Genomic DNA, 15,811 nt, shown 5'->3' with positions numbered 1-15,811 from the left:
GGCTGTTTTTTGCTTGGTTAAAAAAGCTGAAACGAAAGGTGGTCCATCGAATGAAGCCGGCACTTGTATATGGAGCAGATGAATTCTTCGGCCTTTCATTTTGTGAACATCTACTTGAAGAGGGTGTTGACATCGATGTAAAGCTGGAACAGACAAGCGACGAAAAAAAGCTGATGTACCTCGAAGAGCGGCTGATGTGGCTGGGGAGAAACCAGCATTTCCGCCTCATCGAAAAAGAGCTTGAAGCCCCGTACGAACAAGTCTTCATCCAATACACAGGCTCAGTGCCGGAAGAAGCGCTGGCTGCCGGCGTTGAAAACAAGCCTGTTATTCTGTTTGTCTATCAAGAACAATTCGAAGAGGATTTACGCGCCGGCATGGAGGAAAAGGGCGTTGAACTGATCGTGCTTCCGGATCTGTTCGGTCCGTGGGACGTCAGGGCAGAGGATAAACAAAACAGGGATGGAGCGCTTTTTGTGAACGACGCGGCCGCACAAGCCGCTGCCTGTGCTGTTGAAAAAGATTTTTCGGATTTGCGGTTTGTACAGGAGACGCCAGCCGATAAAGCCGATGAGATCATTCAAGAATGGAGCAGACAAAAGTCTACATTTTTCGACAAAAAATAAGAAAGATCTTCCTAATTTACACTTGAAAGGATACAATAAAGATAGATTTGAATTGCTTTTTTTCGAAAGGGAGTTGAACATGGCATGGTGTACAGGCTTGTCGCGATTTTTTTCATTCTCCTGGCGCTAAGCGGCTGCGGACAATCGCCGCTGAAAGGGAAAATTGAAAAAGTCGGTTTGCTTGTCCCTGATACGATAAATGACCAAGTATGGGGAACCAAAGGATATAAAGGATTATTAAGAATACAATCCGTCTACAATGTCGACGTCTATTATAAAGAGGGAATCGATAATGACGCTGCCATTAAAATGGCTGTAGAAGATTTTCATAAAAAAGGCGTCAACCTCATCTACGGGCACGGAAGCGAATATGAAAAAGCCTTTAATGAGATATGCAAAGATTATCCTGATATTCATTTTGTTTTAATGAACTCGAAAGCCGACCACCAAAATGTGACAAGCATATCGCTTGAAGGAGAAGCGATGGGGTTTTTCGGCGGAATGACGGCGGCCCATCAGTCAAAAACAAAGAAAATCGGCGTGCTCGCAACGTATAAATGGCAACCTGAAGTAGAAGGGTTTGCCGAAGGAGCAAAATACCTCGATCCGGACATTGAGGTGATGACAGCATATGTCGGCCAGTGGGACGACAGCGAAAATGCCGTCAAACTGTATGAAAAAATGAAGAAGGCAGGCGCGGATGTTGTGTATCCGGCCGGAGACGGGTATAATGTCCCTGTCATCGAACAAATCAAAAAGGACGGGCTGTACGCTATCGGCTATGTAAGCGACCAGTCGGAATTGGGTGAGAATGTCGTTTTGACAAGCACCATACAGCATGTAGACGACGCTTATGAACTCACCGCCGATGAGTTTAATAAAGGAACGCTTAAAGGCGGCAAGCGCTCATTTGACATTCAAGACGGCGTCATCGAAATGGGAAAATTCAGCCCTGTTGTCGATCAGTCATTTCAAGAAAAGATGAATCGGCTGATTGACGAATACAAAAAAACAAACAAACTGCCAAACGAACATTGAGGTGATCAAGATGCACGAAAAATCGATGGAATTTTTGCAAATTGCCATGAAGTACGTTCCGGAAGCGAAAGCAGAGATGGAGAAAGCGGGAATCGAACTTTCCCCGGAAATGCTTGAGCCATTCATGAACTTGTTTACGAAAGTGATGGCCGAGGCTTACGAGCTCGGTAAAGCGGACGCCGGTTCAGACGCCTGACTTAAACGCCCGCACACGCTTAAAAAGCCACTTTTCAGAAGAAGTGGCTTTTTTATATGGATATCTTATTTTTCAAAGCGCTGACCATTGAGCCGATTTCTTTAAATACAGGTTTCAGCTCATCGATCGAATCCATAATTTCTCCAACCTGATTCAACACGTGCATGTAATCGGCTTCCTGAGGAACTTCAGCGTCTTCGGCGGTTTCCGCATCCGCATCGGCATCCGCATCCGTCTCCGTCTCTTCATGCCTGCCGGGTGCGTTTGCGCCAAACATCATTTTTGTGAAAAAATCGTCGTTCGCCACTCTTCATCCCTCCTTTTTCATATATATCACTACTATATGAATGTTTTGGTCTGCTAGATTAGACGAATATATTGCCAACTAAAAAAAAATAGGGTAGGATTAGTACCAGATACTAATAATTACTCATAACATTAGTTGGAAAAAATCATGTATAAAGGAGTCTTTCCTATGAAAGCTGGAATTATTGGAATCGGCCGGTACATCCCTGAAAAGGTGCTGACCAATTTCGACTTGGAAAAAATGGTTGAAACTTCTGACGAGTGGATTCGTACAAGAACAGGCATAGAAGAAAGAAGAATCGCAGCTGAAGACGAGAAAACGTCCGACATGGCTGTGGCCGCCGCTAGAAAAGCGATGGAAGACGCAAACATCGCGGCGGAAGATCTTGATATGATTCTCGTCGCCACCGTTACTCCTGATCAGGCATTCCCGACAGTGTCCTGCATGATTCAAGAAAAGCTCGGTGCATTCAATGCCTGTGCAATGGATATCAGCGCAGCGTGCGCCGGTTTTATGTACGGTTTAGTCACTGGAAAACAGTTTATCGAAGCCGGAACGTATAAGCATGTGCTTGTCATCGGAGTTGAAAAGCTCTCAAGCATTACGGACTGGGATGACCGCAATACCGCTGTTCTGTTCGGAGACGGTGCGGGCGCCGCAGTTGTCGGGCCTGTCAGCGACGATAAAGGGATTTTGTCTTTTGAGCTCGGTGCAGACGGCAGAGGCGGAAAGCACTTGTACTTGGATGAAAAAGATCATACAATCATGAATGGCAGAGAAGTGTTCAAGTTTGCCGTCCGCCAAATGGGTGAATCCAGTGTGAATGTCATTGAAAAAGCCGGATTATCCAAAGAGGATGTCGACTTTTTGGTACCGCATCAAGCCAACATCCGGATCATGGAAGCGGCGCGCGAACGTTTGGAGCTTCCAGTCGAAAAAATGTCTAAAACGGTTCATAAATACGGAAACACATCAGCTGCTTCAATTCCGATTTCTCTTGTGGAAGAGCTTGAAGCTGGTAAAATAAAAGACGGTGACGTCATTGTGATGGTCGGCTTCGGCGGAGGTTTGACATGGGGAGCCATCGCCATGCGCTGGGGCCGCTAAAAGAAAGGTGAGGTGCAACTTATGAATAGTAAAAGAGTAGTCATTACCGGATTAGGAGCTTTATCACCTCTTGGTAATGACGTCAAAACGAGCTGGAACAACGCGGTCAACGGAGTTTCCGGAGTCGGTCCGATCACAAGGGTGAACGCGGACGAGTATCCAGCTAAAGTAGCCGCGGAACTGAAAGATTTTAAGATAGAAGATTACATGGATAAAAAAGACGCGAGAAAAATGGACCGCTTCACACAATATGCCGTTGTGTCGGCGAAAATGGCCGTGGAAGACGCGGGGCTCGACATTAACGAGAGCAACGCAGACCGGGTCGGCGTCTGGGTCGGTTCCGGGATCGGCGGCCTTGAAACGCTTGAACAGCAGTTCGAAACATTTTTAACAAAAGGACCGCGGCGCGTCAGCCCGTTCTTTGTACCAATGATGATTCCTGATATGGCGACCGGCCAGATATCGATCTCTCTCGGTGCAAAAGGGGTCAACTCTTGTACGGTGACGGCTTGCGCGACGGGGACAAACTCAATCGGCGACGCCTTTAAAGTTATTCAGCGCGGCGATGCAGATGTTATGATCTCCGGAGGAACGGAAGCCCCGCTTACAAGAATGTCGTTTGCCGGCTTTTCCGCCAATAAAGCGCTGTCCACTAACCCGGATCCGAAAACGGCAAGCCGTCCATTTGACAAAAACCGTGACGGCTTCGTCATGGGAGAAGGAGCGGGAATCGTCGTTCTTGAGGAGCTTGAGCACGCGTTAAACCGCGGAGCGACAATCTACGCGGAAGTGGTCGGTTACGGATCAACGGGAGACGCCTATCATATCACCGCTCCTGCGCCAAATGGGGAAGGCGGCGTCAGAGCAATGAAAGAAGCGATCAAAGATGCGGGTCTGTCCCCTGAGAGCATTGATTATATCAATGCGCACGGAACAAGCACACCGTACAATGATAAATTTGAAACGATCGCCATTAAAGAAGTGTTCGGAGAGCATGCCTACAAGCTTGCCGTCAGCTCGACAAAATCGATGACAGGGCACTTGCTCGGAGCTGCCGGAGGCATCGAAGCGATTTTCTCCGTCCTTGCCATTAAGGAAGGCATCATTCCTCCGACAATCAATATCGAAACACCTGATGAAGATTGCGATCTGGACTATGTACCGGATCAAGCCCGCCGCCAGGACGTAAATGTCGTGCTCAGCAACTCGCTCGGTTTCGGCGGACACAACGCAACACTGATTTTCAAAAAATATGAATAACCGCAATATAAACGGCTGCCATTTTAGATGGTGGCCGTTTTTTTTTAGCGTGCATACCATACAGATGAAAAAGGAGTGTGATCTAAAATGAGTATAGCAAGCACGTATGAATGGCTTGAACAGGCTTCATCCGTGCGGGAATTGTCAAGCTTTCTCCTGCCGTATTTTAAAGGCGCTTCAAAAGCGGATGCGGCGGCGATTGTCAGCCACCTGCAGACCCACGGCTTGTTCCGTTCGTGGACGGACGGGGAGCGTACGATGAAGCAGCTTAAGAAAAACGGCGTATTTCAGCATGTCAGACGGGAAGAACAGCTGCTCTGCAAAAGATGGAACGGACCGGATGTTCCGATTTTCATCCTGCCTGTCGATGAAAGAAACCGCAAAATCCGCGTCGAATTTGGCTCGAAATCAGGCCTCGCGTTCAGCGACAAATTATTTTTGTTTTTATCGGCAGATCTTCCCCGGTCATCGATTTCTGCAATCATGACGCACGAATATAATCACGTTTGCCGGTTAGAAAATATGCCGAAAGAAGAAAAAAAGATGACGCTGCTTGATACAATCATTCTCGAAGGCATCGCAGAATATGCCGTTTTCGAACGGTTGGGGGAAGCCGAAACAGCCGCATGGACGTCATATTACTCCGAAAAACAGCTTCGTCATTTCCAGGACCGGTTCGTAAAGCCTCATTTCGAGCTGCGCCGACACGATAGCCGACTATTCTCCAATATTTTATTTGGAAAAGGGCACTACCCCGACATGCTCGGATATGCTGTCGGTTACAGTATTGTAAAAAAATATTTATCGGCTCGAAATTTGAAGGTTGCCGACGTTTTATCCTTCCCGTCAGAAGACTTTATAAAGCTATCGCTTTAAAATACTAAAATTATGGGATTAAATTAATATTATTACAAAAAATCAAAAAACTCCTTGCTTTTGTAATGATTATGTAATAATATACAACTATAAAATTTTAAGATAATTCAGTCATATTAAGAAAATTCTAAAAAAGTAATATATTAGTTTTTCGTAATATTTAACTTCTGGTCTATGGAAGGGGAATCTGGATGAGCGCATTGCTGGAAGTCAATGATTTAAAAACTTATTTTTTCAGAAAAAAGCAGCCGATACCCGCAGTGGACGGCGTTGATTTTTCAATTAAAAAAGGGGAAACCGTGGCGCTGGTCGGTGAATCGGGATCCGGTAAAAGCATCACGTCTCTGTCAATCATGGGACTCGTCGAGGGCTCGGGCGGAAAGATCATAAACGGTTCCATCAAGCTCGAAGGACGGGATCTCGTTACATACAAAGAACAAGATTTATGCAAGATCCGCGGAAATGAAATCTCGATGATTTTTCAGGAGCCGATGACCTCGCTCAATCCGGTTTTGACGATCGGCGAACAAATCACAGAGGTGCTGATCTATCATAAAAAGCTATCGAAAAAAGAAGCCGCCAAAAAAGCGGTAGAATTATTAAAGCTTGTCGGCTTTTCGAGGGCAGGCGAGCTGATGAAAGAATATCCGCACCGCCTGTCTGGCGGCATGAGGCAGAGGGTGATGATCGCCATTGCCTTAAGCTGCAATCCGAAGCTGCTCATCGCGGATGAACCGACAACAGCGCTTGACGTTACCATTCAATCCCAAGTGCTGGAACTGATGAAAGACCTATGCGACAAATTCGATACCTCCATACTTCTCATTACCCACGATCTCGGCGTTGTGTCCGAAATTGCGGACCGCGTGATCGTCATGTATTGCGGACAAGTTGTTGAAAATGCCACAGTAGACGAACTATTCGACGAACCCCTGCATCCCTACACAAAAGGACTGTTAAACTCCATCCCTGTTATTGAAGGCTCCATTGAAAAATTAACAGCCATTAAAGGAAATGTGCCGACGCCTGACAACCTTCCGGCCGGCTGCCGGTTTGCTCCGAGGTGTCCGAGCGCGGTCGACAAATGCTGGGGAGCGCAGCCGGGCTTGAAGACGCGTCCGGACGGCCGGTCTGTCAGATGTTTTTTATATGAGGAGGGAGAATAAGGGATGACTTCATCAGCTGAACGATTACAGCCCGGACAGGAAATGAGCCCGCAAGAATCCCTTCTGGAGCTGAAAGATGTCAAAAAGTACTTTCCGATCCGCTCAGGGATATTTCAGAAAAAAATCGGCGACGTCAAAGCGGTTGACGGCATCAGCTTTTCGCTTAAACGCGGCGAAACGCTCGGCATTGTCGGTGAATCGGGCTGCGGAAAGTCGACCGCCGGACGGACGATGATCCGCCTTTATAAACCGACGGCAGGACAGATCTTTTACAAAGGCCGCGACATTTCAAGTTTGTCGGAAGAAGCGTTGAGAAAGAGCGTCCGCAAAAACATCCAGATGGTTTTCCAAGATCCGTTTGCCTCACTGAACCCGAGAAAAACGCTGCGTTCCATCATCAAAGAACCCTTCCACACGCATCATATGTACAATTTCAAAGAACGTAACGAAAAAGCCGAAGAGCTTTTGGCAAAGGTCGGGTTGCACCCGTCGTTTGCGAACCGCTATCCCCACGAATTTTCCGGAGGGCAGCGCCAGCGGATCGGAATCGCACGGGCGCTGGCTTTAAATCCGGAGCTTATTATCGCCGATGAACCGGTATCCGCATTGGACGTGTCAATCCAGGCTCAAGTGATCAACCTGATGGAAGAGCTTCAGGAAGAATTCAATCTGACATATTTGTTCATTTCCCATGATTTGAGCGTCGTCCGCCACATCAGCGACAGGGTCGGCGTCATGTATCTCGGCAAAATGATGGAGCTGACAGACAAGCATGAGCTGTACGACAACCCGCTTCATCCATACACGCAGGCGCTTCTGTCCGCCGTTCCCGTCACTAGGAAGAAAGGCGGGACAAAGCGGGAGCGAATCGTTTTAAAGGGCGAGCTGCCGAGCCCCGCCAACCCTCCGAAAGGCTGTGTCTTTCATACGAGGTGTCCGGCCGCAAAAGCGATTTGCGCGGAAGCCGAACCCGCTTTCAAGGAAGTGAAAACAAACCATTTCGCGGCGTGCCACCTTTACGAATAAAGGGGGAGGCCGTCACATATTAAATCCTTGAGAGGGGGAATGTCTTCTTTAAAAAACGGGGGTCAATCGGGTGGAAAGAAGGACAACAGTTTAATAAGGGGGGAATTCATAAAATGAATAAACGCAAAACAGGATTTTCAATTTTAAGCTTGCTGCTGATCTTATCGATTTTTCTAACGGCCTGCAACAGCGGCGAAGTCGGAGGGGACGAAAAGGAAGGCAAATCTGACGGGAAGCCGCAAAAGGGCGGTGACTTGGTCATCGGTTCTACAGGGGAGCCTACGATGTTCAACGCTTTATATTCAACCGATGCGTCAAGCTCTGATATTGAAGGGTTTATTTTTGACGGCCTTGTCGGCTCTGACACCGATTTAAATCCGACGATGAAGCTTGCTGAAAAAATAGATCAGTCAGAAGACGGCATAACGTATAACGTGACTTTGAAAAAAGGCGTAAAATGGCACGATGGCGAGGAGTTTACGGCCGATGACGTCGTGTTTACGTATAACATCCCATTAAGCAAAGACTATGCCGGTGAGCGCGGCTCCAATTTTGGAATGATTGATAAAGTGACGAAAAAGGGAGACTACGAGGTTGAATTCAAGCTCAAACATCCGGACCCTTCATTTTTGCCTGTCTCTTTAAGCTACGGAATCCTTCCTGAGCATATTTTAGGGGACGTGCCGATTAAAGATCTTGGCGAACACGAATTTAACAGGAAAAAACCGATTGGAACGGGACCGTTTAAATTCGTAGAGTGGAAACAGGGACAATACGTTAAAGTGGAAGCATTTGAGGATTACTACGGTGAAGGGCCATACCTTGACACGCTGACATACAAAGTGATTCCGGATGCCAATGCAGCGATCGCCCAGCTTCAGGCGGGAGACATTAATTATTTCGTCGTCCCGGGCACGGATGTGAAGACAGTCGAAAAATTCGATCATGTCAAGCTTGAGTCTGATCTCGGCCTGAACTATTCATACCTCGGCTGGAACGAAAAAAATGAGCTGTTTAAAGATAAAAAAGTCCGCCAGGCTTTAACGCACGCGATTGACCGCGAATCGATCGTTCAAAATGTGCTGGACGGCGATGGGGAAGTCGCGAATATTCCGGAAAGCCCTGTATCATGGAACTATCCGAAAGACGCCGATATTCCAGTCTTTGAATACGACCCGGCAAAAGCGAAGAAAATGCTCAAAGAAGCGGGTTGGGAAGACACAGACGGTGACGGCGTTTTAGACAAAGGCGGCAAAAAGTTCTCCTTTACCATTAAAACGAACCAAGGAAATAAAGTACGCGAAGATGCCGCAGTTGTCATTCAGCAGCAGCTGAAAGAAGTCGGAATCGAAGCGAAGCCGCAAATCGTCGAGTTCAGCGCTTTAATTGAACAAACGAGCGCGCCGAACTGGAATTATGACGCACTCCTGCTCGGTTGGAGCTTGGCGACCTTCCCTGATCAATATGATATCTTCCACTCCAGCCAGTCGAAAGCGGGCTTAAATAACATATGGTACAAAAACGAAGAAGTCGATAAGCTTCTCGTCAACGCGAAGAAACTGAAGGACCGAAAAGAATATTCGAAAGCTTACGAGAAAATCTACAAAATGATCGCCGAAGATCAGCCGTATACATTCCTGTTCTATTACAACTACCACCGGGCGATCCCTAAAAACCTGCAAGGCTTCGAATTTCATCCGAAAAACGATTTCTATGAAGTAAACAAATGGTGGCTGAAAAAATAATCTAATATTCTCTAAAAGGGAGAGTGGATGTTCCTCTCCCTGCTCTTTAAAATCCATGATAAAAGGGGAATAGAAGATGGTTACATACATTATTCGGAGAACGCTGATGTCGATTCCGATCCTGTTTGGGATTACCATTCTTTCTTTCGCGATCATGAAAGCGGCTCCCGGTGATCCGGTGTCACTGATGGTGGACCCGTCCATCAAACAGGCTGACCGCGAAAAGTTCATCGAAAAATACGGACTGAATGAACCTGAACATATTCAATATTTGAAATGGCTCGGCAATATGGTGCAAGGGGACTTTGGCACATCGATCGTCAGGAAAGGAACGCCTGTTATCGATTTGATTCTTGCCAGGCTTCCGAATACGCTTTTATTAATGCTTGTATCAACGATTTTAGCGCTTCTGATTTCGATACCGCTCGGCGTGCTCTCGGCGAGGCGGCCCTATTCAAAGCTTGATTACGGTATTACGTTTACATCTTTTATCGGACTTGCTGTTCCGAACTTTTGGTTCGGTTTAATTTTAATTATGGTGTTATCCGTGAATTTAGGCTGGTTTCCGACCGGGGGCGTCATGACGCTGAATTCGGGCTTTAGTTTGTGGGATCGGATTCATCACTTAATTTTGCCTGCTTTCGTACTCGCCACCGCAGATATGGCCGGGCTTACGAGATATACAAGGTCAAGCATGCTGGATGTGCTGCGCCAGGATTTTATCCGGACGGCGAGAGCAAAAGGCTTTAAAGAAAATCGGGTCGTGTACAAGCATGGACTGCGGAACGGGCTGCTCCCGGTTGTAACGATTTTCGGACTGATGATTCCATCCTTTATCGGCGGCGCGGTCGTGACCGAACAGATCTTCAGCTGGCCTGGACTCGGGAAGCTGTTTATTGATTCCGCGTTTCAAAGAGACTATCCCGTAATTATGGCGATGACCGTCATATCCGCTGTACTGGTTGTCATCGGCAATTTAATAGCGGACATTCTGTATGCGATCATCGATCCGCGGATTGAGTATTAAGAAAGAGGGGAGTTAATCATGACACAGCCAAATCCACAAGTGCCTTCAGCGGAGATCGGGCTTCAAGAAAACATTCCACAAAAACCGGAAACGATGACAAAAATCTTTTTCGAGAAGTTTTTCAAAAACAAGCTCGCTGTCATCGGCGGAATTCTCTTGCTTATCATTGTACTGTCGGCCTTGTTTGCACCGTTGATTGCTCCATACCCGCCGGAACAGCAAAATCTGATGAACAAATTAAAGGCGCCGAGCGCGGAGCATTTGATGGGAACGGATAAATTCGGCCGGGATATTTTCAGCCGCTTGCTGTACGGCGCACAAATCTCGCTGCTCGTCGGTTTCGCGTCCGTCCTCGGTTCGATCACCATCGGCACCGTTGTCGGAGCAATCGCCGGTTATTTCGGCGGAATCATTGATGCCATTTTGATGAGAATTGTTGATATTATCTTATCCATACCCGACATCTTTCTGTTGATCACGCTGGTCACCATCTTCCAGCCGGGCATAGATAAACTGATTTTAATATTCGCCTTGACGAGATGGACGACGACGGCGCGCCTCGTCCGGAGCGAGTTTTTGTCCTTGAGGTCGAGGGAGTTCGTCTTGGCGGCGAAAACGATCGGCACAAGAAATTACAAAATCATTTTTTCTCATATTCTTCCGAATGCGATGGGGCCGATTATCGTTGCCGCGACGCTTTCCGTCGGTACCGTGATCCTTGCGGAATCGGCATTAAGCTATCTTGGATTCGGGGTTCAGCCGCCGATGGCAAGCTGGGGCAATATGCTTCAGGATGCACAGAACTTTACGATTATGATCCAGGCGTGGTGGTACCCGCTGTTCCCGGGCCTGATGATTCTGTTCACTGTGCTGTGCTTTAACTTCTTAGGCGACGGACTCCGCGATGCGCTTGATCCGAAGAATATTAAATAAAAAGCTGAGGGATGTCACCCTTGGCTTTTTTTGACGGCGATTGCCATAATCTCATCCGCTTGGAATAAATTCCTTCCCCCTTGCCTATACTGTGGACAACAGTTTTTATTAAAAGTGAGGGGTTAGAAATGTTGTTTCTTCATGATGTGTGGGTGAATTGGTTTGAGGGAGAAGAAAATGGCTACAACGTCTGCCACTTTCATGAATGGCGGAAGGAAGACAGTGTTGAATTGCTTGACCAGGTGCCTTTGTTAAGGGTGTCGTCTGTTTTGTTTCACTACATAGAAAATGATTTGTCAGAGCTTCCGGCCGAATTATTGAACGAGGTTCATCAAAAAGCGTATATTCGCAAAAATCATGAGCGGACACAGCTTGATCATTGTTTCGTCGTAACGGACGGGATTGGTATTCTCGCGGTCGATACGGCCGGTTACACAATACCGGTAAGAAAAAGCCGCCTCATCCCGAGACAGGAGCAGCTCGTTTATGAAATGGTGAAGGACGTTGAAGCGGAAACTTACGAGTTTGCACCAGAGAAGCTGCAATCTTCCAAAGAATACCACATTTTATCCTTATCACCGGAGCATGTCAGAGGATTAACGAGAAAAGAACGCCAGCTCAAACAGCTGCTGTTCATGGCGCTCGATCAGCTCAAAGGGCTCCAAAACCGGGCCGAGATCGCCTATTGGTACACCGAATGGAATCCGTATATGTATGAACAGATCAAGCGCATGACATTTGAAGAAATTTGGGACATGCTTTTCAATGAGACGATCGACGGATGGTCAGACAAACACAGGGACTTTTGTGAAAATTTGATTAAAGGACAGCCGTTTTTTGAAAAGCTTTGGGAAATTGAGAATGAGTCTAAAGTCAACTAAATTAAGAATCAAGACTGCCGGGAGTGCGGCGGTCTTTTTATTTGCAAAAGCGAAAAATCTATATTAAAAAATAAAAAATGTGAGCTGTCTTTCTGACAAAGCGGTCAATGAAGGACTGGAGACATGTGTCTTGAATCATTTATTATAGGAGTATCGTGATCCGGAGGCAAGTGAATGCGGAGCTGCGGCTGTTCTCTATGAAAAACACCTTCTGATTATCGTACAATCAGAAGGTGTTTTTGGATCAGCGTCTTTTTCGGCCGAGCCCCATCGCGTTTTCCATTTTTTTCAGCATCTTGTTTGCTGTTTGATTTGCGCGTTCAGCGCCTTCGTCCAAAATCCGGTCCAGCTCTTCAGATTCGATCAATTCGTGGTAACGGTCTTGAATCGGCTTCAGTGCGCCGATGACGACTTCAGCAAGGTCTGATTTAAATTCACCGTAGCCTTTGCCTTCGTATTTTGCTTCAAGCTCTTCGATTGAGACTTGTCCGAGAATCGAATAGATCGTTAGAAGGTTGGATACGCCGGGCTTGTTTTCTTTATCATATTTGACGATTCCGTCGGAATCCGTGACAGCGCTTTTGATTTTTTTCTCAAGCTGTTTTGGTTCATCGAGCAGGGTGATGAACGCTTTTTGGTTCCGATCGGATTTGCTCATCTTTTTGAGCGGGTCGGCAAGCGACATAATGCGGGCGCCGACCTTCGGTATTTTAACCTCCGGAACTGTGAAAATGTCATTGTATTTCTTATTGAAACGCTCCGCCAAGTTCCGGGTTAATTCAAGATGCTGCTTCTGATCTTCTCCGACAGGGACGACGTCTGTTCCGTAAAGCAGAATGTCCGCCGCCATTAATGGAGGATATGTCAAAAGCCCGGAGACGACAGCTTCTTTTCCGGCTGATTTATCTTTGTACTGCGTCATCCGCTCAAGCTCGCCGATGTAGGCGACGCACTGAAGCATCCATCCCGCCTGAGCGTGCGCAGGCACTTCCGATTGGATAAACAGCGTCGCTTTTTTTGGATCGAGGCCGATCGCCAAATACAGCGCGGCAAGGTTCCGGATGTTCTTTCTCAGCGCGAGCCGGTCCTGCGGGACTGTGATCGCGTGCTGATCGACGATGCAGAAGTAACAGTTGTAGTCATCCTGCAAGTCGACAAACTGCTTCATCGCTCCGATATAGTTGCCGAGGGTGACAGAGCCGCTCGGCTGGATACCGGAAAAAATCGTTTTTTTCATGTGAATCCCTCTTTCCATTTCAAAATAAAAAGGCCCATTCTTCCCTTAAAAGAAAAGGGACGAATGAACCGTGGTACCACCCTGATTATTTCATTATGGTCAAAATGAAATCGCTCTAGACGTTTGTAACGGAGTCTTCTCCGGCTGAGCCTACTTATCCGTGTTCGGTCAGCTGCTCCGAAGCCCATTCCACATTCGCCATTATCCGCTCCCAGCACCGCGGACTCTCTTTAAATGGGGAGAAATGTGTACTCTTCTTCTTCATCGCATGTTATTCATAATTTTATTATATATAAATTTTAAATGAAAGTCGACAGCCTCGGGGAAAAGAAAACGAATACCGGGCTGATTAAAGTTGGCGCGGCATCGTCCGGTTCGATATAAAGAATGGTTAATGTTATACGTGTAAAACGTTTTAACCTGTAAAACATAAACTTTCCTTTTAATGTGGTTACGCTTTAAAACAGAGAAGTGTATTTGTACATTTGGCAGAAAACCTGACAATCATAAATAGTTTGAATAAAAAAATAATTGAAAATTAATATTGCAATAAATTATTCTATTAATTATAATGAATTTGTTCACCTCGGTGTTACAGGTTTCTTACATAACAAATATTCAGAAAAGACGAAACAGAGGAAAAAGTATGGCAAGTGGGCCTATTACTTTTTTATGATAAATCTGAATGTTCAGGAGTAAGGAACTAAAAAAACAAGAAATTGGGGGGGTTTCTCTTTGAAGAAGCGTTTGTCATTTATCAGTTTAATGCTCATTTTCACACTCGTCCTCAGCGCCTGCGGCTTCGGCTCAAGCTCCGGTGACGGCGGTAAAAAAGACAGCAAAGGGAAAGACACATTAAATGTCAACATTAAAACAGAACCGTTTTCACTACATCCGGGACTCGCAAACGATTCGGTGTCTGCAAACGTGCTTCGTCAGACTTTTGAAGGATTGACGACAATCGGTAAAGACGGAAAGCCGGTTGAAGCGGCAGCTGAAAAAATCGAAGTCAGCGACGACCAAAAAACATACACATTCACACTCCGCGACGCGAAATGGTCAAATGGAGATCCTGTAACAGCAGGGGATTTTGAATACGCATGGAAATGGGCGCTCGACCCTAAAAACGAATCGCAATATGCGTATCAGCTTTACTACTTAAAAGGCGGGGAAGCAGCGAACACCGGCAAAGGGAAAATTGAAGATGTCGGCGTTAAAGCTGTTAATGATAAGACTTTAAAAGTCGAGCTTGAAAAACCGACACCGTATTTTACTGAACTGACAGCATTCTACACATATATGCCAGTCAATAAAAAGGTAGCAGAGAAGAATGCGAAATGGTACACAAACGCAGACGAGAACTACGTATCTAACGGACCTTTCAAAATGGCGAAATGGAAGCACGGCGGAAACATCGTACTGGAGAAAAACGACCAGTACTGGGATAAAGACGCTGTTAAGCTGAAGAAAATCAATATGGCGATGGTCAACGATCCGAACACGGGTCTGAACATGTACAAAAAAGGCGAGCTTGACTTTGTAGGACAGCCGCTTGACCAGATTTCAACGGATGCGATTCCAAGCCTGAAAAAAGAAGGCCTTAACATTGATCCGTTCGCATCGGTTTACCTGTACAAATTCAACACTGAAGCGGCTCCGCTGAACAATGTCAACATCCGCAAGGCGCTGACATACGCGATCAACCGCGAAGCGATCGTCAAAAACATCACGCAAGCGGAACAGTTGCCTGCGATGGGATTAGTGCCGCCGGCAGTCCACGGCTTTGAGTCAAATAAAGGCTATTTCAAAGACCATGATGTCGATAAGGCGAAAGAATACTTGGAAAAAGGCTTGAAAGAGCTCGGTTTGAAAAAAGCATCAGACCTTCCAAAGATCACGCTTTCCTTCAACACGGATGAAGCGCACCAAAAAATCGCTCAAGCCGTTCAGGAAATGTGGAACAAGGAACTGGGCGTAGATGTCGAATTAGGCAATGAAGAATGGAACGTATACATCGATAAGCTCCATGCCGGAAACTATCAAATCGGCCGTTTAGGCTGGACCGCCGACTTTAACGACGGAATGAACTTCCTTGAAACATACCGCGACAAAGAAGGCGGAAACAATGATACGAACTGGGAAAACGCAAAGTATAAAGAGCTGCTGAATAAAGCATCGAGAGAAACTGATTCAGCGAAACGTATCGAGCTGATGAAAGAAGCAGAAAGCATCATCATGGATGAACTGCCGGTCGCACCGATCTACTTCTACACAATGCCGTATCTTCATGATGAAAGCTTAAAAGACTTTGTTCTAACCGGTACTGGTGAGATCTATTTCAAAACCGCGTATTTTGAATAAAATTGCATGAAAGTATATGGGGCTT

At 46.4% G+C, this 15,811-nt stretch carries 15 protein-coding genes and 1 other annotated feature; of the genes, 13 read left to right on the top strand and 2 right to left on the bottom strand.

The genetic code is table 11. The features are described from left to right. Nucleotides 1-50: 50 nt before the first annotated feature. The 3 genes from QMZ64_RS12270 (at nt 51) to QMZ64_RS12260 (ending at nt 1,860) form a co-directional block, all read left to right on the top strand. Nucleotides 51-626 (top strand): hypothetical protein, encoded by a 576-nt coding sequence (locus tag QMZ64_RS12270; protein ID WP_301441328.1) that lies wholly within the window; start codon nt 51-53, stop codon nt 624-626. Between the two features lie 84 nt (nt 627-710). After that, nucleotides 711-1,664, top strand: coding sequence for a BMP family ABC transporter substrate-binding protein (locus tag QMZ64_RS12265; protein WP_301441327.1), 954 nt, complete (start codon nt 711-713; stop codon nt 1,662-1,664). Nucleotides 1,665-1,674: 10 nt separating this feature from the next. Continuing rightward, nucleotides 1,675-1,860: a ComZ family protein gene (locus QMZ64_RS12260; protein ID WP_081374695.1), complete on the top strand. Its 186-nt coding sequence runs from the start codon at nt 1,675-1,677 to the stop codon at nt 1,858-1,860. A gap of 52 nt (nt 1,861-1,912) precedes the next feature. Here QMZ64_RS12260 and QMZ64_RS12255 read toward each other — a convergent pair whose 3' ends face one another. Further along, on the bottom strand, nt 1,913-2,167 hold the full coding sequence (locus tag QMZ64_RS12255) for a hypothetical protein (protein WP_301441326.1): 255 nt from the start codon (nt 2,165-2,167) through the stop codon (nt 1,913-1,915). Nucleotides 2,168-2,335: 168 nt separating this feature from the next. On the opposite strand from QMZ64_RS12255, the gene QMZ64_RS12250 reads away from it, so the two are divergent. From QMZ64_RS12250 to QMZ64_RS12210, 9 genes are all read left to right on the top strand, one after another. Beyond that, nucleotides 2,336-3,274 carry a beta-ketoacyl-ACP synthase III gene (locus QMZ64_RS12250; protein WP_243939642.1) on the top strand — a complete coding sequence of 313 codons (939 nt, stop codon included), beginning with the start codon at nt 2,336-2,338 and terminating at the stop codon, nt 3,272-3,274. Nucleotides 3,275-3,295: 21 nt separating this feature from the next. Next, nucleotides 3,296-4,534 (top strand): beta-ketoacyl-ACP synthase II, encoded by a 1,239-nt coding sequence (gene fabF, locus QMZ64_RS12245; RefSeq protein WP_243939644.1) that lies wholly within the window; start codon nt 3,296-3,298, stop codon nt 4,532-4,534. 87 nt (nt 4,535-4,621) lie between these two features. After that, the gene (locus QMZ64_RS12240; RefSeq protein WP_301441325.1) at nt 4,622-5,410 is read left to right on the top strand and encodes a DUF2268 domain-containing putative Zn-dependent protease; all 789 of its coding nucleotides are present in this window, start codon (nt 4,622-4,624) and stop codon (nt 5,408-5,410) included. Nucleotides 5,411-5,601: 191 nt separating this feature from the next. Then, complete coding sequence (locus QMZ64_RS12235; RefSeq protein ID WP_301441324.1) at nt 5,602-6,576, top strand: ABC transporter ATP-binding protein; 975 nt, start codon at nt 5,602-5,604, stop codon at nt 6,574-6,576. Between the two features lie 42 nt (nt 6,577-6,618). Beyond that, nucleotides 6,619-7,602: an ABC transporter ATP-binding protein gene (locus QMZ64_RS12230; RefSeq protein WP_186447451.1), complete on the top strand. Its 984-nt coding sequence runs from the start codon at nt 6,619-6,621 to the stop codon at nt 7,600-7,602. Between the two features lie 113 nt (nt 7,603-7,715). Continuing rightward, a complete protein-coding gene (locus QMZ64_RS12225) occupies nt 7,716-9,347 on the top strand; it encodes a peptide-binding protein (protein ID WP_301441323.1) in 1,632 nt (543 codons plus the stop codon). A 76-nt stretch (nt 9,348-9,423) separates the two neighbouring features. Further along, nucleotides 9,424-10,374, top strand: coding sequence for an ABC transporter permease (locus tag QMZ64_RS12220; RefSeq protein WP_009328840.1), 951 nt, complete (start codon nt 9,424-9,426; stop codon nt 10,372-10,374). An 18-nt stretch (nt 10,375-10,392) separates the two neighbouring features. Next, the gene (gene opp4C / locus QMZ64_RS12215; RefSeq protein WP_301441322.1) at nt 10,393-11,307 is read left to right on the top strand and encodes an oligopeptide ABC transporter permease; all 915 of its coding nucleotides are present in this window, start codon (nt 10,393-10,395) and stop codon (nt 11,305-11,307) included. Between the two features lie 128 nt (nt 11,308-11,435). Then, complete coding sequence (locus QMZ64_RS12210) at nt 11,436-12,188, top strand: YjbA family protein (protein ID WP_003180605.1); 753 nt, start codon at nt 11,436-11,438, stop codon at nt 12,186-12,188. Nucleotides 12,189-12,432: 244 nt separating this feature from the next. Here QMZ64_RS12210 and trpS read toward each other — a convergent pair whose 3' ends face one another. Further along, nucleotides 12,433-13,425 (bottom strand): tryptophan--tRNA ligase, encoded by a 993-nt coding sequence (gene trpS / locus QMZ64_RS12205; protein WP_301441321.1) that lies wholly within the window; start codon nt 13,423-13,425, stop codon nt 12,433-12,435. Between the two features lie 52 nt (nt 13,426-13,477). Continuing rightward, nucleotides 13,478-13,699: a binding site (T-box leader), on the bottom strand. A gap of 461 nt (nt 13,700-14,160) precedes the next feature. Between trpS and QMZ64_RS12200 the strand changes: the two genes are divergently transcribed. Further along, nucleotides 14,161-15,786 (top strand): peptide ABC transporter substrate-binding protein, encoded by a 1,626-nt coding sequence (locus tag QMZ64_RS12200; RefSeq protein ID WP_265627339.1) that lies wholly within the window; start codon nt 14,161-14,163, stop codon nt 15,784-15,786. The last annotated feature ends 25 nt before the right edge of the window (nt 15,787-15,811 follow it).

Origin of the sequence: Bacillus sp. LB7 (assembly GCF_030449715.1) — a bacterium.
GTDB classification, from domain to species: Bacteria; Bacillota; Bacilli; order Bacillales; family Bacillaceae; genus Bacillus; species Bacillus paralicheniformis.
The sequence above is the reverse complement of the archived record's forward strand: the minus strand, read 5'-3'. Positions and strand labels throughout refer to the sequence as shown.